Consider the following 23,161-nt stretch of genomic DNA (forward strand, 5'->3'; position numbering starts at 1 on the left):
TGGACGGACGCGGTCGATGGCTCGACAACGTCTTCATCGAACGGCTGTGGCGATCCCTGAAATACGAATGCGTCTGTCTGCACGCCTTCGAGACCGGACCGGAACTGCGGGCCGGGCTCACTTCATGGATCGCGCATTACAACGGGAAGCGGCCGCATTCGGCATTGGCTGGACGAACGCCCGACGAGGCGTATCATGACGCGCCGACGCCACTGGGTTCGGGGTTAACCCCGAACCCAGTGGCCAGCAGCAACGCCGTCAAGGCGGCAGCATGGCAACAACCGGCTATAGCTTATCAGGCCCGAAAAACTGTCCGAACAGACGGGGCCACCTCTGATATGGGCCATGCTCCGTCCATGACGCAGACATCGGACCCGACCCGGGAGGCGACCTATCGTCCTGTCACGATGCCGATGCCGCCGCTGCAGCCTCCCCCGGCTGAGGTGGCCAGTCTGTGGCGCATGGGCAGCCGGGCGTTCTTCAAGGATCAGCGGGCGGCCCAGGTCGGGGATCTCGTGACGATCATTGTCGACATCACGGATAATGCGACGATGGTTGACAACACCTCTGCAACCGGGAGCAACAACCAGTCGATGGGTGTGCCCAACCTGTTCAATTTTCAGGGCAAGGCCATCTCGCACATCTCCGGGACCGATGCGTTCTCGACAACGAGTACGAGCGGTAATACGGGCACCGGGCGCATCACGCGCAATGAGATCGTCACGGTCCGGGTGGCCGGTACCATTACGCAGGTTCTTCCGAACGGCAATTTTGTCGTGATGGCGCGGCAGGAGGTGCGTGTGAACCGCGAGCTGCGTGAGCTGCAGATCAGCGGTGTCGTGCGGCCGCAGGATATCACGGCGGACAATACGGTCACGCATGACCGTATGGCGGAGGCGCGGATCTCCTATGGCGGGCGTGGTCAGCTTTCCGTGCATCAGTCTCCGCGCTGGGGACAGAGCGTGGTTGATTCCATCGCGCCGTTCTGAGGATCAGACGAAGGAATCCTGGATACTTTCGAAGACGAGCATTTCGTGCCCGTCTCTCATGAAAGTATCGCAGGGACGCATGCCGATTGCCCCCAGCACCTTGCGGGAGGCGACGTTCGTGTCGCGGGCGATGGCAACGACGCGCCGGATGCCGACGCTGTGGGCGTGACGCAGGGCGGTGCCTGCGGCCTCGCTGGCCAGGCCACGGCCTGAGGCGGAGGGGTAGATCGCAAAGCGCAGTGCGATGCCTCGTCCGTCCGGCCGTTCATGCAGGCCTGTCAGGCCGATTACATGGTTATTTTCCCGGATGACGAACATGCCGGTCCTGAAGCGGGAGCGGAATGCGAGATCCTGCGCCATTTCAGTCTCGACCTGCTGGTGGCTCCGGATACCGCCCAGCATCGTGCTGAAGGCCCCGGGGTTCGCCTTGATGGCGGTCACCTCGGGGAGATTACGCCAGGAGACCGGCTCCAGAGTCAGACGTGCCGTACGCAGAACGCCGGGCATTCCGATTCCTGGAATGGTGGCCTCCCCGAACGCTCAGCGTGCCAGGGGACGGTATTTGATACGCGTCGGTTCGGTCGCATCCGCGCCCAGACGACGGCGCTTGTCTTCCTCATAGGCCTCGAAGTTGCCTTCGAACCACTCCACGTGGCTGTCGCCCTCAAAGGCGAGGATATGCGTGGCCAGACGGTCGAGGAACCAGCGATCATGGGAGATGATCACGGCGCAGCCCGGATATTCCGCTAGGGCGTCCTCAAGGGCGCGCAGGGTATCGACGTCGAGGTCGTTGGTCGGCTCGTCAAGCAGGATGACGTTGCTTTCCTTGCGCAGCATCTTGGCGAGGTGCACGCGGTTGCGTTCACCGCCGGACAGCACGCCGACCTTTTTCTGCTGGTCCGGTCCCTTGAAGTTGAAGGCCCCGACATAGGCGCGTGACGGGATGGCGCGTTTGCCCAGATAGATCACGTCCGTACCGCCGGAGATTTCCTCCCAGACGTTCTTGCTGTCGTCCAGGCTGTCGCGGGACTGGTCCACATAGCCCAGCTCGACCGTGTCACCGATGGTCAGCGTGCCGTTATCCGGCTTTTCCTGGCCTGTGATCATTCTGAACAGGGTGGACTTACCGGCGCCGTTCGGGCCGATCACGCCGACGATGCCGCCGGGCGGCAGCTTGAAGCTGAGATTATCGATCAGCAGCTGATCGCCGAAGCCCTTGCTGAGATTTTCGGCCTCGATCACCACGTTGCCGAGGCGCGGGCCGGGTGTAATGACGATTTCCGCCACGCCGGAGGCTTTCTCTCCGCTGCGGGCCAGCAGTTCCTCATATTTCGCGATACGGGCCTTGCTCTTGGCCTGACGCGCCTTGGGGCTGGAGGAAATCCATTCCTGCTCTGCGGCGAGGGCACGCTGGCGGGCGCTCTCTTCTTTTTCCTCCTGGGCCAGACGCTTGCGCTTCTGTTCCAGCCAGGAAGAGTAGTTGCCTTCGAACGGATAGCCGCGGCCGCGTTCGATCTCGAGAATCCAGTTCGTGACGTTATCGAGGAAGTAGCGGTCATGGGTGATGACCATGACTGTGCCTTCGTAGTCCCGAAGGGTCCGCTCCAGCCAGGCCACGCTTTCCGCGTCGAGATGGTTGGTCGGTTCGTCAAGCAGCAGCAGATCGGGCTTTTCAAGCAGCAGGCGGCACAGGGCCACGCGACGGCGCTCTCCGCCTGAAAGATTCGTGACCGGGCTGTCGGCCGGCGGGCAGCGCAGCGCGTCCAGCGCGATGTCCAGCCTGCGGTCCAGCTCCCAGCCGTCTCCGGCGTCGATCTTCTCCTGCAGCTCGGCCTGCTCGGCCAGCAGGGCGGTCATTTCGTCATCGCCCATCGGCTCTGCAAATTTCATAGAGATCTCGTTGAAGCGGTCCACCGCCTTCTTCAGATCACCGAATCCCAGTGCGGCGTTCTCTCCGACCGTAAGGTCCGGATCGAGTTTCGGCTCCTGCTCCAGATAGCCGACGCGGACGCCTTCCGCGGCCCAGGCCTCTCCGCCGTATTCCTTGTCGATCCCGGCCATGATCTTGAGCAGGGTGGATTTGCCGGCGCCGTTGACGCCGAGCACGCCGATCTTGACGCCTGGCAGGAAGGAGAGGGTGATCCCCTTGAAGACCTCGCGGCCGCCCGGATAGGCTTTCGTCAGGTCCTTCATCACATAGACATACTGATAAGGCGCCATGGGACGGACTCCTGACAAGACAACAATGAACGGGCGGCGTGAGAAATGCCTGCGCCCGGCAGGACTTGAACCCGCAACCAAGCCGTTATGAGCGGCCCGCTCTGACCAGTTGAGCTACGGGCGCGCAGGCGGCCCCTGATTGGCGCAACCCGTCCCGTTTTGCAAGACCTGAAGATTGCTTGCCATAAGAGAGCGGGACGGTCTGCGATCCCTTCTTGGCAGGATCAGCGGTTGCCGATAGGGTCTGCGCCATTCGATTTTTGCGGAGACCGCTGAGAAAATGGACGTATCGAAACTCTCCCCCGGCAAGGATGTACCGAACGACATCAACGTCGTGATCGAGATCCCCCAGGGTTCTTCCGTCAAATACGAGATCGACAAGGACAGCGGCGCGCTGTTCGTGGACCGTTTTCTGTTCACGCCGATGGCCTATCCGGCGGCATACGGCTTCATTCCCGGCACGCTGGCCGCCGATGGTGATCCGGCGGATGCGATGGTGCTGACGCCGCATGATGTGGTGCCCGGATCCGTAATCCGCGCCCGTCCGATCGGCGTGCTCCTGATGGAGGACGAGGCGGGTCAGGACGAGAAGATCCTGTGTGTGCCGCATGACAAGATCCATCCGCAGTTCTCGAAGGTGGAGAAGATCGAGGATCTGCCGGAGATCACGCTCCGCGCCATCGAGCACTTCTTCACGCGTTACAAGGATCTGGAGAAGGGCAAGTGGGTGAAGGTCACGGGCTGGGGTGACAAGGCAAAGGCCGGTGAGCTCATCACGGCCGCGCTGAAGGCTGGTCAGAAATAACAGCTGCGCCATAGCGGCTGTGCCGGGCGGACCCCGTAGCGGGATCGTCCGGTGTTCCCGTGCGGGTTTTCCTCCCGCCGGATGAGAGCGGGCGGTGTCCGTCACGAACCCGTATTACAGATATATTTTGTCATTCCATGTGGTCCCGTGTGGCCGGATCTGCATTGGACAGCCTGATTCCTGCTGGCTATGTTCCGCCGATGAGCGCGTACGATGTCTGTATCATAGGGGCGGGCCTGACCGGTCTGCTGGTTGCCAGGAAGTTTATCGAGTCCGGGAAGCGTGTTCTGCTGGTGGAGCGGGGCGGGGAATATCTTCCCGAGATGGAGGACAGGAACGGCTGGTGGCGGGAGGAGACCGTCAGTGAGGTGCCGACACCGGATGGCCGCATCCTGACCCGCAATACTTTCGACGGTGCGGAGGAGCTGTTTCCCGATCTGGCGGCCTGTGACACGCGCAACGCGCCCTGGAATTTCCAGTACAACATGTGGCGCGGTGTGGGCGGCAGCGGGCAGATGTGGAGCGGCATGGCCTGGCGTCTGGCGCCGCATGATTTCCGGCTGCACGATACCTTCGGCACGGGGCGGAACTGGCCGATTTCCTACGAGGATATCAGCCCGTATTATGACCGGGCGGAGGCTCTGCTGGAGGTGTCCGGACCGGGAGCGGATGTTGCGGAGACCTACCGGTACTGGCCGTGGAAGAATAACTACGCCTATCCGCCTTTCCGTCTCAGCTATCTCGATACCAGTTTTCAGGCATCGATCGGGGAGATCGGGGAGATCGTCATGCAGCCTCATGCCGTGCGGAATCGTCCGGCCTCCGAAGGGGGCTGTGTCGGTGCGAAGACATGCGTGTCGTTCTGCCCGACCGGTGCGATCTTCAAGAGCCGCGACCGTCTGTTTGACGATATCGCCATGGACGACAATCTTGAGATTATGGTGGAAACCTGTTGTCTGTCGCTTGACTGGGATGAGGGCAGCGGCCGGATCACGGGGGCGATCCTGCGTGAGCGCGGGTCGGAGGAGGAGATCCCTGTTGAGGCGGATCTGTTCTTCCTGTGTGCCAATGCGCTGGAGAATATTCTGCTGATCCGCCGGTCCGAAGTCAGGACGGGAAAGGTGTTCGGCAAGACCTCGCCGCAGGTCGGTCGCCGGTTTTCCTCTCACGGGGCCTTTACGTATTCCGTTTTGACGGATCAGCCCGTCTTTCCTGTCAGGGGTCGTCCGACGCATGGCAGTGTTATCGAATGGGTGGACAGAACGCCGGAGGAGCGTCGCAACGGCGTGACCATGGAGGTCTGGCAGAGCGATTTTCTCCGCGGGTATCATCCGCGCGAGCATCTTGAGAAGGATATTGCCGCCGGGCACTGGGGTGTCACCCTGTTCAGGCGGATGGCGGAGTATGAAAGGCGTTTTGCGATTTCTTTCGTTTTCGAGACTGAGATGAGCGATATAACCGGGGTCAGCCTGTCGCCGGATTATACGGATGCGTACGGAATGCCGCTTCCTCTGGTGAAGGTGAGTCTCGGGGAGAATGACGAGAACACGATCAGCTTCATCCGCCGCAAGGTTGCGGAAATCGCGGAGAGTCCGGGGATTGCCCGTCTGGAGCAGATCGGCTGCGGTCTGAACGGGAACCATCCGCTTGGCGGACTGACCATGAGCGACAGCGCGGAGACCGGTGTGGTGGACAGGTATGGCCGGTCTCACGATTTCAGTAATCTCTATATCACGGGTGGCGGGGCGTTCTGCTCGACGGGCAGCTTCAACCCGACGCTGACGATCACGGCGCTCGCGCTCATGACGCTGGATGATCCGAGGCTGGGACTGGTATCGGAGCCATGAACGGGGATCATCAGAACGTGACCGGAGACAGCCCGGAGACTCCCGGACAGGATCCTGCCGCTCCGCTTCCTGTGGAACTGCCGCCGTCCGATCCTGTATCACCGGAGGCTGAGGCTCATGAGCCGGATATCCCGGAGGAAGAGGAGGAGGTCCGGCTTCTGTCCTTCGAGGATGCGGTCATTGAGGCGTTCGTTCCGCCGGACATCCGGCGTATGGACGAATATTTCATGCGTCTGACTGAAATGCTGCTGTCTGATGAAGACTTCATGACGAATATTGAAAGCTGCCGCTCGCGTTTTACGGAGGAGATCACTCCGGGGAATATGGACGCGTTTGTCGTTGCCGGACTGGTAAACAAAATGGATGATATTCGCGAAATCCGGCAGACCATTAACCTTATGGTCATGAATACCCTGCCATATGATGACTTCTTCGGACGACGTCTGACCCCCGGGACCGAGCAGTGTCCCTGGTGGGAGAATTATGAACGGGCCCCGTCCGAGGCGAGAAAGGATTTGTCATGACTGAGGACAACACGGGCACGATCCTGCAGAGCATGGTCTTTCCGGGCGTCTCCCTGGAACAGGACATGTATTTTCGCCTGGATGACAAAGCCCGCTATTTCGTGGCGGAACGGGTTATCCGTTTCAGGCGGAAGGGAAAGCTCTGGACGGATACCTATTTCAATAATTTTTCCGTCAGCTCCTGGAAGCAGAGATGTGCGATCGGCGATGTCTCGTTCTCCCTCAGCGGATCGGGCCGTTTTCAGGTTTCCCTGGGGCTGCACCAGACGGGCAAGTCTCATGTCTGGCTGAGCCGGCACGAGATATCGCTCGGGGATGATGCCGGAAACGACACCACGCAGCAGATCCCTCTGGCATGGGACGACCTAGAGTCAGGTACGCTCTATCTGGAAATCAAGGCAACCGCCCCCGGGCATATTACCGGCGGTGCCTATGTCACCCGTACCGCGCCGGTGAATGACGTGCGGATCGGGGCCGTGATTACGCATTTCAACCGCAAGGCCTATGTCATTCCGGCCGTGCGGCGGATGCACAGGGAGCTTCTGTCTGACCCGGCCTATGCGGATCGCATCAGCCTTTTCGTTGTCGATAACTCCCAGAATCTGACGCCGGAAGAGACAGAGGGCGCGACGGTCATTCCCAGTCGCAACCTTGGCGGGTCCGGCGGCTTTACGCGCGGCCTTCTGGCCGTCCGGGATGCGGGCATGTTCACGCATTGTCTGTTTATGGATGATGATGCGACCTGCGAGATCGACGCATTCCGCCGGACCATCGCTCAGTTGCAGTTCGCACGCCATGACGATCTGGCGATGTCGGGCGCACTGCTCAAGGAAGATGAGCCCTGGCGGCTGTATGAGCAGGGGGTGAGGCGAAGCGGGGATAATTTCATTCCGCTCTGCCACGGTCTTGATATGCGTCGGTTCGAGGATGTCCAGAAAGCCGACTGCAGCGCGGTCTCTGGACAGGTGGCTTATGGCGCGTGGTGGTTCTTCGCCTTCCCGCTGAAACACGTTCAGGTATGGCCGTTCCCGTTCTTCGTCCGGGGCGATGACATGCTGTTCGGGCTGCTCAACCGCTTCAGAATCTGCACCCTGAACGGGGTTGCCTGCTGGGGTGAGGACTTCCGTTTCAAGGAAGGCCCCATGACCCGCTATCTGGCAGTGCGCAGCCGTCTGCTGATTTCGCTGGTGGACAGTGAGGCGGGTGGCTTCGAGCTGATGAAGTTCGTGCTCAGGACGTGGTTCTGGCCATGCGTCATGTCACGTAATTACGAAAGTGCGGAGGTCGTCATGCTGGCGATCATCCACGTCATGCAGGGTCCGGGCTTCTGGCAGGACAATATCGACATGCAGACGATCCGGTCCATTATCGGCCGGATGATCAGCACGGAGAAAGCCGTTCCGATGGATCCGGCGCAGATTTCCTCGGTTCTGCCTCCGCGTCAGGAGAGTGAGACGCGTCTCGGAAGATTTATCCGGCGCAGCACGCTCAATGGTCTTCTCATTCCGGCTCCGCTGCGGCGCCGGGGTGTGGTGATCGAGGAGAAGGATTTCGTTGCAAGCACGGTCAGAACCTTCCGCGCCGAGAAAATTCTGCATTACAATCATCATAACCAGACCGGCTATCTGACGCCCATCGACTCCACGCGGGCCCTGAACCTGCTGCGGCAGTTCATGACGCTGGCAAGGAGGTTCGCAAAGGATACGCCTGAGCTGAGGAAGACCTATCGTGCCGGTGTAGCGGATATAACGACCGAGGCATACTGGCGTGACGTATTCGCCCCCGGGGAAGGGGCGCAGGAGGCGGCTCCGGCGAAGGCGGAGCACCTGAGCCGGCAGACTGCGTAGTAAATCACCGGTACGGAGGGCGGCACCGGTCAGCCGGGATCACCCTCCGCCGTCGGAAGCCTTATTTGTTCAGAAGGTGCGAGTTGCAGACGCTCCAGTAGCTCTTGCTTTTCGTGCGACCGACCCAGACCAAGTCGCCGTTCTTGCCGCTTGCCTTGTTTGCGCGATACTGATCGAGGCAGGTGCTCCAGCGCCCCTTTCCGGCACTCAGGGAGGAGTATTTCGAGGAGATGGAGGACGGGAACACGGCCTCTCCGGAATAGGCGACCGGTGCGGCGGTCTTCTTCTCTTTCCGCGGGGATTTCGAGCCCTCATCAGTGGCGGCCGTGTCTGCAGGGGCAGAGGTGCCAGTCGCAGACGGCTCGGTCTTTGCGGTTTCAGGCTTCGGAGCTTCGGTGGCCGGAGCGGCTGCAGCAGCCGGTGCCGCAGCATCCGTGCAGTGAGCGGTCTTGTATTCTGAATAGCTGCCGGGGGCTGTTCCGGCCTTATGTGCGGCGCGATAGTCATTATAGCATTCGCGGGCCGTTGCGGACCATGCGGGCGCTGCGGCAGCCAGGCAGAACACTCCGGTTCCGGCAAGGGCTGCGGTACGGAGAGAGCGGGTCAGGTTCATGTGATCTCTGTCTTTCTGGTCAGGTGCGGTGAGGCATCCGGACGCTACTCTGTTTCCGGTGTAAGGCAAAACGATGACGAAGCGCGACAGGCCGGGCTGTCAGCCCGGTTCGTATCCGCACCGGTTTATCTGATATAGATTTTTCAGTGGCAGATCATGTCGATGATGTTCCGGAGGTCCGGGTGGTCTGGGTGTATGAGCAGGTAAATGGCAGGCTGTCCCATGACGGGCGGCTGGTCACATATGGATATTCAGGTACGGGGCGCGGAGAGAACAGGCCGGATATGGACGCAGTCAGAAATACCGGTCCTGCACCGAAGGGGGTCTATCTCATCACGCAGCCTTTCACGCATCCGGAAACCGGTCCGGACACCATGCGGCTGGTTCCGCAAAGAAGCACGAACGCGCACGGGCGTGACGGCTTCATGATCCACGGAGATTATGTCGGGCATGAGGGGCAGGTCTCGCATGGCGGCCTTGTCTTCGGTCGTTCGATACGGTTGAAAATCTGGGACAGCAACGATCACATCATCATAGTGAAATGAAAATCCGTCTCCTTATCATCATGACCATTATGGCAGCCGGGCAGGCCCGGGCAGCGCAGAAGGTGATGCCCTGCACGTCCTGGTCGGAGTCCATGGCGGCGGTTAAGCTGAAAAATGCAGGATACCTCTCTGAGGAGGAACTGGCTGCTCCGAAGATCTCCTCCAGGGTCCTGGCGTTCCAGAAGGTCAGGACGGATCTGTACAGAGAAGTTTTCTATATGACCTTCACGCGGAAAAATGGTGTCAGGATCAATGTCATCACGAGGAACGACATGACGCCGACGGAATGTTCGGGCAGTGGTGTCGAGGTTTTTATGGTCTCGAAAACGCTGGGCGCGGAACCCTGATCCGTCTGTCCTCTTCACAGTCAGGAGCATGATGAACATCCGGGCCTGACAGGGTCCGGCAGACCGGAAAAGGAGCCATCCCATCGTCCGCCAGCCCCCCCGTCATCCGTCGCGCCTGACCGCTGCCTCCGTCATCAGGGATGCAGGGCTGCCCGGGCTCGACATGCGTGCGGCCACGATCCTGCGCGAGATCGTGGAGCAGTATGTCGCGACGGGTGCGCCGGTCGGCAGCCGGACGCTGTCCAGAAAATTTCCGCTTTCCCCGGCCACCATCAGGAACGTGATGGCCGATCTGACAGAGGCCGGTCTGCTGTTTTCTCCGCATGTGTCCGCCGGGCGTCTGCCCACGGAGGCCGGTCTGCGTCTGTTTGTGGACGGTCTGCTGCAGTTCGGCGGCCTGAGCGAGGAGGAGCAGAGCGCCATAGCGGAGAAGCTGGAATCCCGCGGCCGTTCTCTGGAGGATACGCTCACGGAGGCTTCCGCGATGCTCTCGGGGCTGTCTCAGGCGGCCAGCCTCGTGATCGCACCCCGCAGCGAGGGGGCTGTTCGGCATATCGAGTTCGTGCCTCTGGGCGGGAACAGGGCACTAGTCGTGATGGTCGGGACCGACGGGAAGGTGGAAAACCGCGTGATCGAGACGCCTGCGGGGCTGCCGCCCTCGGCCCTGACCCATGCGGGCAATTATCTCAATGCGCGGGGCGCGGGGCAGACGCTGGAGGAGCTGCGGCTGGCCGTTACGGAGGAAATGACCGCAAGCCGCAGCCAGCTTGACGCGCTGACGGCGGAGGTTGTCGCCAGTGGTCTTGCGACATGGAGCGGAGAGGAAAACCGCGGCGGGACGCTGATTCTTCGCGGGCAGTCGAAGCTTCTGGCAGACGTGACGGAGATCGAGCGTCTTTCGGCCATCCAGCTCCTGTTCGACCGGCTGGAAACGCAGGACACCATGCTACGCCTGCTGGAACTGGCGGAAGCCTCGGAAGGAGTCCGTATCTTTATCGGTGCGGAAAACGGTCTGTTCGGTCTGTCCGGAATGTCGATGGTGGTCGCTCCGGCTCGGAATGAGGAGAACCGGATCGTCGGCGCGATCGGCGTGATCGGCCCCACGCGCATCAATTACGGACGGATCGTTCCGGTCGTGGATTACACGGCAAGGGTGATCGGACAGATACTGCGGTAGCGGATGCTACCCGGGAGCGCGTTCCGGATCATATGACGCGTTCCCGGGAGCATCCGGGCGGGAGATTATCAGTCCGGCTTCCGGGATGAGGACGGAGACGCTTTCGAGGCCGTATCTGATGGTACAATCAGGCGGCAGTTACCCCAGAGCTCAGGTGATGTCTGGCAGTCTTCCATAGCTGAATGGAGCATGCCTTTATTGTAATCGGTGCGCGAGAGGGCATCTATAACGGATCTGGTGCAGTTCAGATCCGGGGATACCTTGTCTATCCGATTGGGAAATTTGATAATATTGTCCAGATATTTTTCGCCTGCTTCAGGAGAATAAAGTTTCGCCAAGCTTGTAAGTATTCTACAGTAATATTTAAATCTTTTTTTTATGTGTGAGAATCTGTATCTTAAAATCTCTGTTATATTTTTTTACCGGATCCCAGTTTCCGACGATGGTCATACTATTGTGAAAATCAGTACGCAGAAGCAGGTCCAATCCTTTTGTTACTTCGCGAACTGAGCGACAGATTTCTGTCTGACAATTTGCGTTGTCCATTTGCGTGTAAAGATCTCCCAGATCTCTGATGGTCATGGGAGTGCTAATGGCGACTTCATACGGCTCCGGCTCGGATGCATAAGCGGGTGATATCAGCATCATGCAACCGAAGGTGAGTAATATTTTGAATAACTTACCTGACATGGCCGTTTCCCGGTGCTCGATAAAACTTAAACTGACTCGGAGGTACGCCGGGAACAGTTTTTTCCTCAAAAGATCGGGCAAAGGAGGGGCGATAATTCATGACCGCCCTTTGACGCTATCCGGTGACTCCAGGGACGAGCTCCAGTCCGCCTCCTACATCAGCACCTGATGTACTCTCTCCTTCTTTGGGCATGATCTGGGGTGTATAAAAATGTGTAGCGCCGTCAGTAGGATCCGGGGTTGTTCCTTCGAGAATGCTATGGGCAATAGCCAGGGTCCGATTATCAAGCCTGCCTGAGTGAGCATAGCCCCGCCAGGCCTGACGAACGCTCGAAATACCATTTCGCCTCATGCGGTTCTTAAGAGTCCATCCAACAGCAAACGGGGCATTGGGATGAGAATCAATAAGCCCTTTGGACTCAGCGCTGATCACTGCGGCCAGATCGTTGATATTCGGAAGGGTTGCAATATCTTCTGAACCGGAAGCGGCTGCTCCTGTGGCCTCGGGTGGACGTACCGGGCCTGCTCCTGCCGCCTGTGCCATAAAAATCCCCGTATGGAATATTTGTCTTCGGATGAACCGGATAGCATGGCCGGATATGCCTGGAAACCGATGGCAGGTTGTAGTCTGGGTCCGGTATCTTTCCTCTGCCCGGCCTCTTGACCTGAGCCGCAGTCCGCACAACTACAAAAGGGTATTCCATACCCGCATGACCGGTCCTGCGGGGAACACGGAGAAGACGCTGTATGAGCGAGAACACGATTGCCGTCACTGACAGCACTTTTGAGAACGATGTCCTCAAGGCGGAAGGGCCTGTTCTGGTCGATTTCTGGGCGGAGTGGTGCGGTCCGTGCAAGATGATCGCACCCGCGCTGGATGAGATCGGTGCCGAGCTGAAGGGCAAGCTGAAGGTTGCGAAGGTCAATATTGACGACAACCCGCAGACACCGACGAATTTCGGTGTGCGCGGCATCCCCACGCTGATCCTGTTCCGGGACGGCAAGCCGGTCGAGACCAAGGTCGGGGCTCTGCCGAAAAGCCAGCTCAAGGCCTGGGTGAACGGCGCGCTCTGAGCGATGCAGGGCGCCTCTGTCCTGAGCGATCCCGTCCGGTCCGCGCTGTCGGGCCGTCAGGCGGAATTTGCCCGGAGCAGGGGCGCGGCCATACGCTTCGATCCGGAGTGCAGCCCGTTTGCGGCGCTGGACGGACGTACGGCGGACGCATTCGGGGATCTCTCGGTGCTGGCGGACGGGCAGGATGTCTGGATGCTGACACCGGAGCCTGTCCGGATTGCAGCGAAATTCAGCATTATGAGTCAGTCGGACTGCCTGCAGATGCGGGCGGACTCCGTTACTGAGTCCGCCTCCCGGCCCGATTTTACCGAGCTGACCGACGCCGATGCCCCGGATATGCGCGAGCTTGCGGCTCTGACGGAGCCGGGGCCTTTTCTCAGCCGGACGCATCGTCTCGGGACGTTCATCGGCATCAGGGAGAACGGGCGGCTTGTGGCGATGGCCGGAGAGCGTCTGAAGCCGGATGGTTTTACGGAGATGAGCGGCGTCTGCACTCATCCGGACTCCCGGGGGCGCGGCTATGCCGGGTTCCTGATCAAGGAAGCCGCCCGGCGCTGCCTCGGGCGCGGAGAAATCCCCTTCCTGCATTGCTATGCGGCCAATACCGGGGCTGTTGCACTGTATGAGGCCTGCGGATTCCGCACGGAACGGCGCATGATCCTGACGGTGCTGCGCCCGGTATGAACGGGGCGGACAGGGTGTATGCGGCTGTCGGCCTGATGAGCGGGACCTCTCTGGACGGCGTCGATGCGGCCTGGCTGGAGACAGACGGAGAGGTCATTCTCGGAATGGGTCCGGCGCTGACGCTGCCCTATACAGCGGAGTTCCGCCGGACCCTGCGTGATCTTCTGGATCGTGCGCCCGGGATGGGAGAGAACAGCCCGGGGATCGCGCCCGTGATCCGCGAGCTGACCCTGCGTCATGCGGAGGCTGTTGAGGCCGTGATCAGTCGCGCGGGGCGGCGGCCCGACCTGATCGGTTTTCACGGTCAGACCCTTCTGCATGATCCCGCGCACCGGCGCACATGGCAGGCGGGAGATGCTGCCTGGCTTGCGGAGCGGACGGGCGTGCCGGTGGTGTATGACTTCCGTTCGGCCGATGTTGCCGCCGGCGGGCAGGGTGCGCCGCTCGTGCCCGTGTTTCATGCCGCATTGTGTCGCGGTCTGCCGGATGCGGGGGGGCGGACGCTCGCCATGGTCAATATCGGCGGCGTGTCGAACGTGACCTGGGTCGGGCGGGACGGCATCTCCGTGCTTGCTGCGGATACGGGGCCGGGCAACGCGCTCCTCGATGACTGGGTGTGCCGGCACACAGGGACGCCGTGTGATACGGACGGGCGGCTGGCTCTGGCGGGCCGCGTGGCGCCGCCGCTGCTTGATCGTCTTCTGAGCGATCCCTTTTTCCGGCAGCCGCCGCCGAAATCGCTCGACCGGCAGCATTTTCATGCGGCGCTGGCGCTGCTCTCCGGCCTGTCCCCTGAGGACGGCGCGGCCACGCTGACGGAGTTTACGGCGGCATCGGTCATGGCGCTGCCGGTTCCGGAGTCGCCGGACCTGCGGATTATCTGTGGCGGGGGGCGGCGTAATCCGGCGCTGATGGCCGCGCTGATCAGGCGGGCGGGCGGCAGCGAGGTCGTGGCATCAGACGCGCTCGGCCTCGACGGGGATGCCGTGGAGGCGCAGTGCTTCGCGTTTCTGGCCGTCAGATCCGTGCGCCGACTTCCGCTGTCCTTTCCGGGAACGACCGGCGTGCCCGCCCCGCAATGCGGCGGGTGTCTGGTCCGGCCTGGCGGATCAGTGGCAGGGGAATGAGGCGAAGCTCTTCGGAGACTTGCCCAGAAGCCGGAAGCGCAGCCGCGCGGCCTCTGCTGCAAGCCGCACGCCGTTTGAGGTCAGGGACAGATGCAGCTCCGCGCCTTCGGCATTCTGCATGGCCATGACGCCGACGCCGCTCCCTGCGGTGGCTTCCGCATCGACGGCCCAGAACGTGCTGTCGATATGTGTGACGGAGGGCAGATCCTGCACCGTTCCGCGGGCGCAGATCGTGGAATATCCGACGGCGGGTGCACCGCCGCCGCTGACGGAGACGGCATAATCCGTGCCCTTGTAGTGCAGGACGCCCTGCCCCCAGGAATATCCCGGCCCGAGGCTTGCGGAGGACAGGCGGAAGACGATGCCGTCCGCATCCGTCAGTCCCGGTGCTGCGGATGGTGCGTCCGGCACGGCGACGACGGGATGGACGGCGGTTTCATGAGCGGCCGCAGGCTGCGGCATCGTGGCCGAAAAGGCGGCTCCAGCGAGCACAGGCGCACCGGCTGCAAGAAGAACTGCCGGGAGGAGATGGGGCACTCGTGTCACGCTGCTGATCCTGTCTGGCCGGGATAGGGGTAGAAAATCCGGTTCAGTCATGACTGACGCGCCGGGCAGGAGGAAGTTTCCTGCAGGCGGCAGCCCGCCAGTTCTGAAACGACCGGAAGAGCGGGGGCCGGCATGAAGGAAGGATGCCAATGCAGGGCAGCTTTGAAAAGCCGAAAGCGAACAGCTGTTGCAGAAAAATATGTCAGGAACCATCTCTGAGGTGAATGCAGTCAGAAGACAGGTCCGGTCCGATGCTCCTTTATGATTTCACGCTCCCCGCACTTGACGGGGGCACGATTGATTTCTCCCGCTGGCGCGGTCAGCCTGTCCTGATTGTCAACACGGCCTCGAAATGCGGGTTTACGCGGCAGTATGAAGACCTGCAGGCGCTGTGGTCGTCCTACAGACATGAGCTCGTGGTTGTCGGCGTGCCGTGTAACCAGTTCGGAAACCAGGAGCCGGGCAGCAGCGAGGACATCGCGACTTTCTGCTCACGCAATTACGGCGTGAGCTTTCCGATGGCCGCAAGGATCGACGTGCGCGGCCCGCATGCGCATCCGCTGTTCCGCTGGCTTGCCGGAGAGGGGGGCTTCCTGTCGCGCCCGCGGTGGAATTTCTACAAATATTTCGTCAGCCGGGAGGGGCATCTGGCCTCCTGGTTCACCAGTCTTGCCAGCCCGGATTCCGATCGGGTGCAGATGGCGGCGAACAGGCTGATCCTCGATCACTGAGACTGCCACTGAGCTCGCTGCGGCGGGGTGCGTGAAATTTCGTAAAGGAAATGACGGACGGGGGCGACGTCGGCTGCGGCCGGTGCTACAGAACGGCCATGATCCGTGCCTGTCCGATGTTCCGGCATTATGCCGTCGCCTGCCATACCGGTGCCCGTTCTGCTGAAATGCCGGAGAGCCGGGCATGAGCGGCCGGGGTGACGAACGTCTGATCCCGCCTGACGGCGATGCTCCGGAACCGCCCCGCATGCCGCGCCGCCCGCCGCCGGTGCGCCGTCCGCGCTTTCGGCAGTGGCGCGGTCTGCTCGGCACGGTGGCGGCACTCGGCCTGCTCGGCACGGTGAGCGGCGGGCTGGTCCTGCTGGGCGGTTATCATCATCTCGTCTCCGGTCTGCCGACCGTGGACGGGCTGCAGAATTACCAGCCGCCGGTGATGAGCCGGCTGTATTCCGATGATGACCGCGTCGTGGCGGAACTGGCTGCAGAGCGCCGGATTTTCGTTCCGGCCAGCGCGATTCCCCTGCGCGTGCAGAATGCTTTCCTTGCGGCTGAGGATCATAAATTCCGCACCCATGCCGGTGTTGATCCGATGGCGATCATCCGCGCCGGGCTGACGGATGTGCTCTTTCGCCATAACCGCCGTCCCGTCGGTGCCTCGACCATCACGCAGCAGGTCGCGCGGATCATGCTGCTGGGCTCGAACGCGCTGTCTTTCGAGCGCAAGGCGCGCGAGGCGCTGCTGGCGATACGGATCGAGCAGGTGCTGCCGAAAGACCGGATTCTCGAGATCTATCTCAACGAGATCTATCTCGGGAACGGTGCCTATGGCATCGCCTCGGCCGCGCAGACCTATTTCAACAAGCCTCTGGATCAGCTGACGAACGCGGAGGCTGCCTTCCTTGCGGCCCTGCCGAAATCCCCGACCAACTACAACCCGTTCCGCTATCCCGCCGCGGCTCTCGCCCGCCGGAATTTCGTGCTGGACGAGATGGTCGACATCCGTGCGATCTCGAGGCAGGAGGCCGATGCGGCGAAGGCTGAGCCGCTCATGCCCAAAGGCTTCCGTCGCCCCGGGCCGCTGCCGGATTCCGAATGGTTTGCCGCAGAGGTCCGCCGTCGCCTGATCGATCGCTACGGTACGCAGCAGACGATGGAAGGCGGTCTTGAGGTTCACACCTCCCTCGATCCGAAGCTGCAGCAGGCGGAGCAAGGCATCGTGCGCGATGCCCTGATGGCCTATGACCGCTCACACGGGCGCTGGCGCGGGCCGGTCACGCATCTCAATGACATCACGGCGTCTGCAGACTGGCTGACGCCGCTGCGGGACGTCACGCCGCCCGGAGGCATGCTCACGCAGTGGCGTCTGGCCGTTGTGCTGGACGGGCGCGGACGGATCGGCTGGGCGGACGGAAAGCAGGATGTGACCGGCCATACCGGCACGCTGTCCGCCCGTGATGCCGGGTGGATGCGTGGCGGCCACGGCGTCCGCGCGGGTGATGTCATCATGGTCGAGCCGCTGGCCGGGCAGAGTGCTGCGGCGCTGCGGCAGATTCCGCTGATCGAGGGTGCGGCCGTCACGATGGATGTCCGCACCGGGCGGGTGCTGGCGATGGTCGGCGGCTGGTCCTATGCGGCCTCCCAGTTCAACCGCGCCACCCAGGCCATGCGGCAGCCCGGCTCCTCCTTCAAGCCGTTTGTCTATCTTGCTGCCATGCAGAACGGGATTCCGCCGTCCCAGACCTTCCTCGATTCCGCCGTGTCCTATGGTGACTGGCATCCCAACAACTATGAGAAGGATTTCTGGGGGCCGACCACCCTGCATGACGCGCTGCGCGAATCCCGCAATCTCGTGACTATCCGCCTTGCGGCGCATCTGGGCATGAAAACCGTCGCGGATCTGTCACAGCAGATCGGGATTGCGGATAACATGCCGCATGTCCTGCCCGCCGCGCTCGGTGCAGTGGAGACGACGGTGCTGCGTGAGGCCGGAGCCTATGCCACCATCGCCGCAGGCGGACGCAAGGTCACGCCGGAACTGATTGATGACGTGCGGGACCGCAACGGCCATGTGCTGTGGAAGCCCGACGGGTTGAACCTTGTCTCCGCCCTGCCTCCGCCGCCCCCTCCTCAGGCTCCGGCGACCGGGACGGACCCCGCTCAGGGAGGAGATACGGCTCAGGGCAGTGCTGCAGGTAATGCGCCGCAGGGCGGAAGTGCCGCGGATGCGGTCTTCCCAGGCGGTCGTGATGAGGCCTCTCCGTCGGCCCCGCCCGCAGCCCCGCAGCCTCCCGCTCCGCTGAGCGCGCAGACGCCGCCCTTTATCGAGGATACCCGCCCGCAGGTCGCCACGGCGGATGCGGCCTTCCAGGTCACGACGATGCTGCAGGACGTAATCCGGCGCGGCACCGGCCGTGCTGCCGGTGCGGGGATCACGACGCCGCTGGCCGGCAAGACCGGCACCACGCAGAATTTCAACGATGCCTGGTTCGCGGGCTATTCCGCCGGTCTGGTGACTGTGGTGTGGATGGGGTACGACACGCCGCAGTCCATCGGAAAGGGAGAGACCGGCGGCTCGCTGGCAGCCCCGATATGGAACAGGATCATGAAGGCTGCTCTTGACGGCCGTCCTGATCTGGAGTTCCGCGTGCCCGAGGGTGTGACGCTGGTGCGCTACGACACCGGGCGCGGCGTGACGACCGATGCCTTCCTGGACACCCAGACGCCCGGAAGCAGCACGCGCTATACCGACAAGGGCGCGTCCGGAGAGCTGACGGCCGCAGATACCGGCGCGGAGAACATGCCGGTGTCTGAAAGCGATATGTCCGGTGCCTATGACGGAGAACCGTCTTCCGGTGCGGGCGGCAGAGGGCCTGCCGCATCGCAGCGGCAGGAGCCGGCTTCCTCCGGGGGTGACATCGGCATGGGCGGCCTGTATTGAGGCCGCATCATACAACCATCATCATCTGAGGGAGTTCGGACGCATGTCCGCCGAGACAGAAGCTCTCAACGAACAGATCAGGCAGTCGGTCGCACTGCTGAGGAGGCATCTTTGACTGGGATGTCGCTCTGGGCCGTCTGGCCGAACTGAACAACCGGGCCGAAGATCCCGATCTGTGGAATGATTCCGAGGCCGCGCAGAAAGTCATGCGCGAGCGCACGATGCTGGCCGGGCAGATTGAGGGCGTGCAGCGTCTGGAAACGGATGTGGCCGATACACTCGACCTGATCGGGATGGCGGAAGCCGAGAACGACGCCGATATGGTGGCCGAGGGTATGGCAACGCTCCGGCAGCTTGCGGAGGAGGCATCGCGTCGTGAGACCGAAAGCCTGCTCTCGGGCGAGGCGGACGCAAACGACTGCTATATCGAGATCAACGCCGGAGCCGGTGGTACGGAGGCGCAGGACTGGGCGGAGATGCTGCTGCGCATGTATTCCCGCTGGGCCGACGCGCATGGCTACAAGACGACCATCATGGAAAGCTCCGAAGGCGAGCAGGCCGGTCTGAAATCCGTCACGATGCAGGTCAACGGCCCGAACGCCTATGGCTGGCTCAAGACGGAGGCCGGCGTGCACCGCCTGGTCCGGATTTCACCGTTCGATGCCGCAGCCCGCAGGCAGACCTCGTTTGCCTCCGTCTGGGTCTATCCTGTGGTGGATGACTCGATTGAGATCGAGATCAACGAGGCGGACCTGAAGGTCGATACGTTCCGTGCGTCCGGCGCGGGCGGACAGCACGTCAACAAGACGGAATCCGCCATCCGTATCACCCACGTTCCGACCGGCATCATCGTCGCCTGTCAGACGGACCGGTCCCAGCACAGAAACCGTGCAACCGCCATGGCCATGCTCCGTGCGCGGATGTACGAGGCCGAACTGCAGCGCAGGGAAGCCGCAGCCGCACAGACCGAAGCCGCCAAGACCGATATCGGCTGGGGCCACCAGATCCGTTCCTACGTCCTGGCCCCCTATCAGATGGTCAAGGATCTGCGGACGAACGTGGAGAAGGGTAATCCCGACGCCGTGCTCGACGGAGATCTGGATGCGTTCATGGCCGCGGCCCTGGCCGCCCGCGTGGGCGCGACCCGTTCGGAGGCCAGCGCCACGGCGCAGTAGGGTCATCCGCTCCGGCGCCCGGTCATTTCAGGGGCGCGGACTGCCTGCTTTCCGAGCAGCGGTCCGCGCCCTTTTTGCATCCGGCTGCCTGCGGTCTTCCCGTGGCAGACCGGCCTGCGTGCTTTTTTCATTATGCCTGAAGGAGCGATACGGAACGCCGGGAGCCCCGTCCGGTTGCGCCCGTCATGGAACGATTCTGAAATGAAACGATGAAAATGCGTGGGAATCGTGTTTTCAGCCGCGCCTGTTTCTCCGGCAGAAAAATCGGAAAATATCTGAAATATCGAAGAAAAACCGCAGAGGACGGGGAATTATCCCCTGATTAAAAAATGCTCATATTTTGGGCGGTCTGCATGAGATCGTATCGATTTTCTTTTTGGTAATATCTCGCTTGACATGTCCGTGTCTCATTCCCCCAAATAGCCCGGCGGAACCTCTCCGTCTGTCCGTCTGTCTGATTTTTACGCGGCGGATAAAGAGAGTTTTGCCAGTGCGCGGCGTATGCGTGACCTGACCCGGCCGGCAGGCTGAGGGCAGGGACGTACGAGGAGGTGTGAGTATGCAGAACTACGCGCAATACCAGCGAAGTCCGATGCAGCGTGTCATCGGTATCGGTGGTGTTGGCCTGGTCAGTTTGATTTTTCTCGGGGTTTACTGGTTCTGGAAAGATAAGAAGCCGGCAGAAGAGGTGCATCCTCCGATCAAGACGGAGGTGATCAAGGAGGTGAAGCCGCCACCACCACCACCGCCGCCGCCGCCCCCGCCGACGCTGACAACGCCGCCCCCGCCCTATATTCCGCCGCCGAAGATCCAGGTGCAGCCGCCCAAGCCGCCGCCGATCAGGAATGTGACGCATACGAAGCCGCCGACACCGGAGGCTCCTGTCGCGGTGCAGTCCCCGCCGACGCCGTCCGCTCCTCCGGGCCCTGCGGTTCCTGATCACGTGGCCGGTACGCATCCGCTCAACCATCCGACGCTGAGCTATCCGTCAGAGGCGGAAGAGGAAGGTCGTGAAGGTCGTGTGACGGTGAGCTGTGATGTGGAGACATCAGGCGCGACCAGCAACTGTAAGGTCACGCATGTGGAAGGCGGGCAGGAATTTGCCCAGGCCGCTCTCGAATATGTCCGCGCGGCACGCTACGCCCCGGCGGTTCATAACGGGGTGCCGGTCAAGGAATTCGGCCATGCCTACACCATCACGTTCCACCTGGACGACTGAACGGAACGCAACATAACCGCCGGTATACAGGGATCGTATGCCGGACCGGAGTTTCCCGATGCTGCCGGAAGCTGCTTCGGACATGACTGTAAAGACGAGGATTTGGATTAAATGACGAGAGTGTCCCGCCTTTCTCTTCCCGCTCTGGTACTGGCGCTGAGCGTTGCGTCTCCGGCGGCCGCCCTGGCTCAGGATGCACAGCAGCCTGCCGCTGCTCCCGGTGATGCCGCTGCCCCTCCTCCGGCCCCGGGAGAGGCACCTGCCCCGGCTGCAGACGCTTCCGCTCCGGCCCCTGCTGAAGCCCCGGCCCCTGCTCCGGACGCTCCCGCTCCGGATGCCCCGGCTCCCGCACCGGCAGCTCCCAAGGAAAACCCGTACGGCCTGAAGGCCCTGTGGGCCAACGGTGATCTGATCGCCCGCGGCGTGCTCATCATCATGCTGATCATGATCATCGGCACCTGGTACATCCTCATCACGAAATTCTTCGAGCAGGTGAAGGTCTTTTCCTCTGCCAAGGAAGCAGCCGGCAAGTTCTGGACGAAATCCTCCCTTCAGGAAGGCGCTGCTTCCCTGAGCGATAAATCCCCGTTCCGCTATATTGCCGAGACGGGCATCAAGGCAGCCGAGCATCACGAAGGCACGATGCAGGAGTCCATCGAACTCGGTGACTGGACCTCCTCCCAGATCCAGCGCTCCGTGGACACGGTGCAGGGCAGCCTCCAGGGCGGTCTCGCCTTCCTCGGAACCGTGGGTTCGACCTCTCCGTTCGTCGGACTGTTCGGAACCGTCTGGGGTATCTATCACGCCCTGACAGCCATCGGCATCGCAGGCCAGGCCTCGATCGACAAGGTTGCCGGTCCGGTCGGTGAATCCCTCATCATGACCGCCATCGGTCTGGGCACCGCCGTTCCCGCCGTGCTGGGCTACAACCTGCTCGTCCGTCGCAACAAGGGTGCCATGGATCGCGTCCGCAACTTCGCGGCCGACCTTCAGTCCATCCTGATCGGCGGTGTGCGTCATGGTCTTGATCAGGCTCCGATCGTGGTCCGCTCTGACAGCTCACCGACCACCACCACCACTTCTTCCCGGGTGGGCTGAGCATGGGTATGTCCGTCGGGGGGGGTGGTGACGAGGACGAAGTCGTCTCCGCCATCAACACAACCCCTCTCGTCGACGTCATGCTGGTGCTGCTGATCATCTTCCTGATCACCATTCCGGTCGCAACGCATACGGTTAAGGTCCAGCTTCCCAAGGACCTCAACCAGCCGAGTAAGGTGAAGCCGGGGAACGTTACCCTGGCCGTCACTCCGGATGGTCAGACCTACTGGAACGAGACGGCGGTCACGAGTCAGGCAGACCTTCTTGCCAAGCTCGAGAAGATCGCGGTGCAGAAGCCCCAGCCGCAGATCATGATCCGCGGTGACGCCAGTGCCCGCTACGAATCGGTCGGAAAGATCGTGGCGGCCTGCCAGGAAGCCGGGATCATGCACGTGGACTTCATCACCGAGCAGCCCCACACGGACTGAACGGTGCAGCAGAGCCGGTCCGGACCGGCAGCGGGACAGTTTTCCCGCCGGTCCGGACCATTCTGATCATTATTCTGGAAAGAGACCTCAGTCATGGGCATGAATGTCGGATCGGATAGCACGACCGAAGACGAAGGCATTGTCGATATCAACACCACGCCGCTGATCGACGTGATGCTGGTGCTGCTGATCATGCTCATCATCACCATCCCGCTGCAGACACACTCCGTCGCGCTCGACCTGCCCCAGGGCAATCCTCCGCCGAGCTCCGCGCCGGATCCGGAAGTCGTCACGGTGAAAATCGATTTCGATAACACCATTCTTTGGAACGGCTCCCCCGTTACCTCGGAAGACGATCTGCAGAACAGATTCCGTGCCGCCGCCGCCGCTCAGCCCGAGCAGCCGGAGATGCACATTTTCCCCGATCGCCTTGCCACATACAAAACCGTGGCCCATGTTCTGGCTGACGCCCAGCGTCTTGGCATTACCAAACTTGGTATTGTCGGCCATGCACAGTTCTCGGAAGGACAGTAATCC

At 61.8% G+C, this 23,161-nt stretch carries 25 protein-coding genes, 1 tRNA gene and 1 pseudogene; 20 read left to right on the forward strand and 7 right to left on the reverse strand.

Going from position 1 to position 23,161, the window contains the following annotated elements; genetic code table 11:
- Both LOC54_RS03945 and flgH read left to right on the forward strand, forming a co-directional pair.
- Positions 1 to 206, forward strand: a pseudogene (locus LOC54_RS03945) (integrase core domain-containing protein); the annotation flags it as partial.
- A gap of 150 nt (positions 207 to 356) precedes the next feature.
- Positions 357 to 989: a flagellar basal body L-ring protein FlgH gene (gene flgH / locus LOC54_RS03950; protein WP_279312563.1), complete on the forward strand. Its 633-nt coding sequence runs from the start codon at positions 357 to 359 to the stop codon at positions 987 to 989.
- A 3-nt stretch (positions 990 to 992) separates the two neighbouring features.
- On the opposite strand, the gene LOC54_RS03955 is transcribed toward flgH, so the two are convergent.
- The 3 genes from LOC54_RS03955 to LOC54_RS03965 all read right to left on the reverse strand — a co-directional run bounded on the left by LOC54_RS03955 (position 993) and on the right by LOC54_RS03965 (position 3,333).
- Positions 993 to 1,496 (reverse strand): GNAT family N-acetyltransferase, encoded by a 504-nt coding sequence (locus LOC54_RS03955; RefSeq protein ID WP_279312532.1) that lies wholly within the window; start codon positions 1,494 to 1,496, stop codon positions 993 to 995.
- A gap of 33 nt (positions 1,497 to 1,529) precedes the next feature.
- The gene (gene ettA / locus LOC54_RS03960) at positions 1,530 to 3,209 is read right to left on the reverse strand and encodes an energy-dependent translational throttle protein EttA (protein WP_279312533.1); all 1,680 of its coding nucleotides are present in this window, start codon (positions 3,207 to 3,209) and stop codon (positions 1,530 to 1,532) included.
- Positions 3,210 to 3,259: 50 nt separating this feature from the next.
- Positions 3,260 to 3,333 (reverse strand) — tRNA-Ile (locus tag LOC54_RS03965).
- A gap of 156 nt (positions 3,334 to 3,489) precedes the next feature.
- On the opposite strand from LOC54_RS03965, the gene ppa reads away from it, so the two are divergent.
- From ppa to LOC54_RS03985, 4 genes are all read left to right on the forward strand, one after another.
- On the forward strand, positions 3,490 to 4,014 hold the full coding sequence (gene ppa / locus LOC54_RS03970; protein ID WP_279312534.1) for an inorganic diphosphatase: 525 nt from the start codon (positions 3,490 to 3,492) through the stop codon (positions 4,012 to 4,014).
- 200 nt (positions 4,015 to 4,214) lie between these two features.
- The gene (locus tag LOC54_RS03975; protein WP_279312535.1) at positions 4,215 to 5,861 is read left to right on the forward strand and encodes a GMC family oxidoreductase; all 1,647 of its coding nucleotides are present in this window, start codon (positions 4,215 to 4,217) and stop codon (positions 5,859 to 5,861) included.
- Complete coding sequence (locus LOC54_RS03980) at positions 5,858 to 6,385, forward strand: hypothetical protein (protein ID WP_279312536.1); 528 nt, start codon at positions 5,858 to 5,860, stop codon at positions 6,383 to 6,385. Before LOC54_RS03975 ends, LOC54_RS03980 begins: the two co-directional genes overlap by 4 nt.
- Positions 6,382 to 8,232 carry a glycosyltransferase gene (locus LOC54_RS03985; protein WP_279312537.1) on the forward strand — a complete coding sequence of 617 codons (1,851 nt, stop codon included), beginning with the start codon at positions 6,382 to 6,384 and terminating at the stop codon, positions 8,230 to 8,232. The genes LOC54_RS03980 and LOC54_RS03985 overlap by 4 nt, the downstream gene beginning before the upstream one ends.
- 61 nt (positions 8,233 to 8,293) lie before the next feature.
- Here LOC54_RS03985 and LOC54_RS03990 read toward each other — a convergent pair whose 3' ends face one another.
- Positions 8,294 to 8,845, reverse strand: coding sequence for a hypothetical protein (locus LOC54_RS03990; protein ID WP_279312538.1), 552 nt, complete (start codon positions 8,843 to 8,845; stop codon positions 8,294 to 8,296).
- Positions 8,846 to 8,991: 146 nt separating this feature from the next.
- Here LOC54_RS03990 and LOC54_RS03995 point away from each other — a divergent pair, with 146 nt between their 5' ends.
- From LOC54_RS03995 to hrcA, 3 genes are all read left to right on the forward strand, one after another.
- The gene (locus tag LOC54_RS03995) at positions 8,992 to 9,390 is read left to right on the forward strand and encodes a tlde1 domain-containing protein (protein WP_279312539.1); all 399 of its coding nucleotides are present in this window, start codon (positions 8,992 to 8,994) and stop codon (positions 9,388 to 9,390) included.
- Positions 9,387 to 9,737, forward strand: coding sequence for a hypothetical protein (locus tag LOC54_RS04000; protein ID WP_279312540.1), 351 nt, complete (start codon positions 9,387 to 9,389; stop codon positions 9,735 to 9,737). The genes LOC54_RS03995 and LOC54_RS04000 overlap by 4 nt, the downstream gene beginning before the upstream one ends.
- A 163-nt stretch (positions 9,738 to 9,900) precedes the next feature.
- Positions 9,901 to 10,914 carry a heat-inducible transcriptional repressor HrcA gene (gene hrcA, locus LOC54_RS04005; RefSeq protein ID WP_279312541.1) on the forward strand — a complete coding sequence of 338 codons (1,014 nt, stop codon included), beginning with the start codon at positions 9,901 to 9,903 and terminating at the stop codon, positions 10,912 to 10,914.
- A 363-nt stretch (positions 10,915 to 11,277) separates the two neighbouring features.
- Here the strand turns inward: hrcA and LOC54_RS04010 are convergent, their stop codons facing one another.
- Positions 11,278 to 11,604 (reverse strand): hypothetical protein, encoded by a 327-nt coding sequence (locus LOC54_RS04010; protein WP_279312542.1) that lies wholly within the window; start codon positions 11,602 to 11,604, stop codon positions 11,278 to 11,280.
- 115 nt (positions 11,605 to 11,719) lie between these two features.
- Positions 11,720 to 12,148, reverse strand: coding sequence for a hypothetical protein (locus LOC54_RS04015; protein WP_279312543.1), 429 nt, complete (start codon positions 12,146 to 12,148; stop codon positions 11,720 to 11,722).
- Positions 12,149 to 12,351: 203 nt separating this feature from the next.
- On the opposite strand from LOC54_RS04015, the gene trxA reads away from it, so the two are divergent.
- The 3 genes from trxA to LOC54_RS04030 are packed head-to-tail and all read left to right on the forward strand — an operon-like array spanning position 12,352 to position 14,489.
- Positions 12,352 to 12,678 carry a thioredoxin TrxA gene (gene trxA / locus LOC54_RS04020; RefSeq protein ID WP_279312544.1) on the forward strand — a complete coding sequence of 109 codons (327 nt, stop codon included), beginning with the start codon at positions 12,352 to 12,354 and terminating at the stop codon, positions 12,676 to 12,678.
- Between the two features lie 3 nt (positions 12,679 to 12,681).
- Positions 12,682 to 13,362: a GNAT family N-acetyltransferase gene (locus tag LOC54_RS04025; protein ID WP_279312545.1), complete on the forward strand. Its 681-nt coding sequence runs from the start codon at positions 12,682 to 12,684 to the stop codon at positions 13,360 to 13,362.
- On the forward strand, positions 13,359 to 14,489 hold the full coding sequence (locus LOC54_RS04030) for an anhydro-N-acetylmuramic acid kinase (protein WP_279312546.1): 1,131 nt from the start codon (positions 13,359 to 13,361) through the stop codon (positions 14,487 to 14,489). Before LOC54_RS04025 ends, LOC54_RS04030 begins: the two co-directional genes overlap by 4 nt.
- On the opposite strand, the gene LOC54_RS04035 is transcribed toward LOC54_RS04030, so the two are convergent.
- Positions 14,472 to 15,035: a hypothetical protein gene (locus LOC54_RS04035; protein WP_279312547.1), complete on the reverse strand. Its 564-nt coding sequence runs from the start codon at positions 15,033 to 15,035 to the stop codon at positions 14,472 to 14,474. The genes LOC54_RS04030 and LOC54_RS04035 overlap by 18 nt on opposite strands.
- A 251-nt stretch (positions 15,036 to 15,286) precedes the next feature.
- Between LOC54_RS04035 and LOC54_RS04040 the strand changes: the two genes are divergently transcribed.
- The 8 genes from LOC54_RS04040 (at position 15,287) to LOC54_RS04075 (ending at position 23,158) form a co-directional block, all read left to right on the forward strand.
- Complete coding sequence (locus LOC54_RS04040) at positions 15,287 to 15,766, forward strand: glutathione peroxidase (RefSeq protein WP_279312548.1); 480 nt, start codon at positions 15,287 to 15,289, stop codon at positions 15,764 to 15,766.
- A gap of 50 nt (positions 15,767 to 15,816) precedes the next feature.
- The gene (locus LOC54_RS04045) at positions 15,817 to 15,954 is read left to right on the forward strand and encodes a hypothetical protein (protein ID WP_279312549.1); all 138 of its coding nucleotides are present in this window, start codon (positions 15,817 to 15,819) and stop codon (positions 15,952 to 15,954) included.
- Positions 15,951 to 18,704: a penicillin-binding protein 1A gene (locus LOC54_RS04050; protein ID WP_408740286.1), complete on the forward strand. Its 2,754-nt coding sequence runs from the start codon at positions 15,951 to 15,953 to the stop codon at positions 18,702 to 18,704. Before LOC54_RS04045 ends, LOC54_RS04050 begins: the two co-directional genes overlap by 4 nt.
- A 43-nt stretch (positions 18,705 to 18,747) precedes the next feature.
- Positions 18,748 to 19,879, forward strand: a protein-coding gene (gene prfB, locus LOC54_RS04055; protein ID WP_279312550.1) for a peptide chain release factor 2 whose coding sequence is annotated in 2 segments (ribosomal slippage) — positions 18,748 to 18,816 and positions 18,818 to 19,879 — 1,131 coding nt in all. Because the reading frame shifts where the segments join, the coding sequence is not laid out codon by codon here.
- A 559-nt stretch (positions 19,880 to 20,438) separates the two neighbouring features.
- Positions 20,439 to 21,098 carry a TonB family protein gene (locus LOC54_RS04060; protein ID WP_279312551.1) on the forward strand — a complete coding sequence of 220 codons (660 nt, stop codon included), beginning with the start codon at positions 20,439 to 20,441 and terminating at the stop codon, positions 21,096 to 21,098.
- 111 nt (positions 21,099 to 21,209) lie between these two features.
- Positions 21,210 to 22,196 (forward strand): MotA/TolQ/ExbB proton channel family protein, encoded by a 987-nt coding sequence (locus tag LOC54_RS04065; protein ID WP_279312552.1) that lies wholly within the window; start codon positions 21,210 to 21,212, stop codon positions 22,194 to 22,196.
- A gap of 2 nt (positions 22,197 to 22,198) precedes the next feature.
- Positions 22,199 to 22,624 carry a biopolymer transporter ExbD gene (locus tag LOC54_RS04070; RefSeq protein ID WP_279312553.1) on the forward strand — a complete coding sequence of 142 codons (426 nt, stop codon included), beginning with the start codon at positions 22,199 to 22,201 and terminating at the stop codon, positions 22,622 to 22,624.
- Between the two features lie 93 nt (positions 22,625 to 22,717).
- A complete protein-coding gene (locus LOC54_RS04075; protein ID WP_279312554.1) occupies positions 22,718 to 23,158 on the forward strand; it encodes a biopolymer transporter ExbD in 441 nt (146 codons plus the stop codon).
- Positions 23,159 to 23,161: the final 3 nt, after the last annotated feature.

It is taken from the genome of Acetobacter sp. AN02, from assembly GCF_029759835.1.
Taxonomy (GTDB): domain Bacteria; phylum Pseudomonadota; class Alphaproteobacteria; order Acetobacterales; family Acetobacteraceae; genus Acetobacter.

What these genes read in the sequence shown, in the direction of transcription:
- flgH (WP_279312563.1), top strand. Translation starts at nt 357, where the DNA reads ATGACGCAGACATCGGACCCGACCCGGGAGGCGACCTATCGTCCTGTC.
- LOC54_RS03955 (WP_279312532.1), bottom strand. Translation starts at nt 1,496, where the DNA reads ATGCCCGGCGTTCTGCGTACGGCACGTCTGACTCTGGAGCCGGTCTCC.
- ettA (WP_279312533.1), bottom strand. Translation starts at nt 3,209, where the DNA reads ATGGCGCCTTATCAGTATGTCTATGTGATGAAGGACCTGACGAAAGCC.
- ppa (WP_279312534.1), top strand. Translation starts at nt 3,490, where the DNA reads ATGGACGTATCGAAACTCTCCCCCGGCAAGGATGTACCGAACGACATC.
- LOC54_RS03975 (WP_279312535.1), top strand. Translation starts at nt 4,215, where the DNA reads ATGAGCGCGTACGATGTCTGTATCATAGGGGCGGGCCTGACCGGTCTG.
- LOC54_RS03980 (WP_279312536.1), top strand. Translation starts at nt 5,858, where the DNA reads ATGAACGGGGATCATCAGAACGTGACCGGAGACAGCCCGGAGACTCCC.
- LOC54_RS03985 (WP_279312537.1), top strand. Translation starts at nt 6,382, where the DNA reads ATGACTGAGGACAACACGGGCACGATCCTGCAGAGCATGGTCTTTCCG.
- LOC54_RS03990 (WP_279312538.1), bottom strand. Translation starts at nt 8,845, where the DNA reads ATGAACCTGACCCGCTCTCTCCGTACCGCAGCCCTTGCCGGAACCGGA.
- LOC54_RS04000 (WP_279312540.1), top strand. Translation starts at nt 9,387, where the DNA reads ATGAAAATCCGTCTCCTTATCATCATGACCATTATGGCAGCCGGGCAG.
- hrcA (WP_279312541.1), top strand. Translation starts at nt 9,901, where the DNA reads ATGCGTGCGGCCACGATCCTGCGCGAGATCGTGGAGCAGTATGTCGCG.
- LOC54_RS04010 (WP_279312542.1), bottom strand. Translation starts at nt 11,604, where the DNA reads ATGTCAGGTAAGTTATTCAAAATATTACTCACCTTCGGTTGCATGATG.
- LOC54_RS04015 (WP_279312543.1), bottom strand. Translation starts at nt 12,148, where the DNA reads ATGGCACAGGCGGCAGGAGCAGGCCCGGTACGTCCACCCGAGGCCACA.
- trxA (WP_279312544.1), top strand. Translation starts at nt 12,352, where the DNA reads ATGAGCGAGAACACGATTGCCGTCACTGACAGCACTTTTGAGAACGAT.
- LOC54_RS04025 (WP_279312545.1), top strand. Translation starts at nt 12,682, where the DNA reads ATGCAGGGCGCCTCTGTCCTGAGCGATCCCGTCCGGTCCGCGCTGTCG.
- LOC54_RS04030 (WP_279312546.1), top strand. Translation starts at nt 13,359, where the DNA reads ATGAACGGGGCGGACAGGGTGTATGCGGCTGTCGGCCTGATGAGCGGG.
- LOC54_RS04040 (WP_279312548.1), top strand. Translation starts at nt 15,287, where the DNA reads ATGCTCCTTTATGATTTCACGCTCCCCGCACTTGACGGGGGCACGATT.
- LOC54_RS04045 (WP_279312549.1), top strand. Translation starts at nt 15,817, where the DNA reads ATGACGGACGGGGGCGACGTCGGCTGCGGCCGGTGCTACAGAACGGCC.
- LOC54_RS04050 (WP_408740286.1), top strand. Translation starts at nt 15,951, where the DNA reads ATGAGCGGCCGGGGTGACGAACGTCTGATCCCGCCTGACGGCGATGCT.
- LOC54_RS04060 (WP_279312551.1), top strand. Translation starts at nt 20,439, where the DNA reads ATGCAGAACTACGCGCAATACCAGCGAAGTCCGATGCAGCGTGTCATC.
- LOC54_RS04065 (WP_279312552.1), top strand. Translation starts at nt 21,210, where the DNA reads ATGACGAGAGTGTCCCGCCTTTCTCTTCCCGCTCTGGTACTGGCGCTG.
- LOC54_RS04070 (WP_279312553.1), top strand. Translation starts at nt 22,199, where the DNA reads ATGGGTATGTCCGTCGGGGGGGGTGGTGACGAGGACGAAGTCGTCTCC.
- LOC54_RS04075 (WP_279312554.1), top strand. Translation starts at nt 22,718, where the DNA reads ATGGGCATGAATGTCGGATCGGATAGCACGACCGAAGACGAAGGCATT.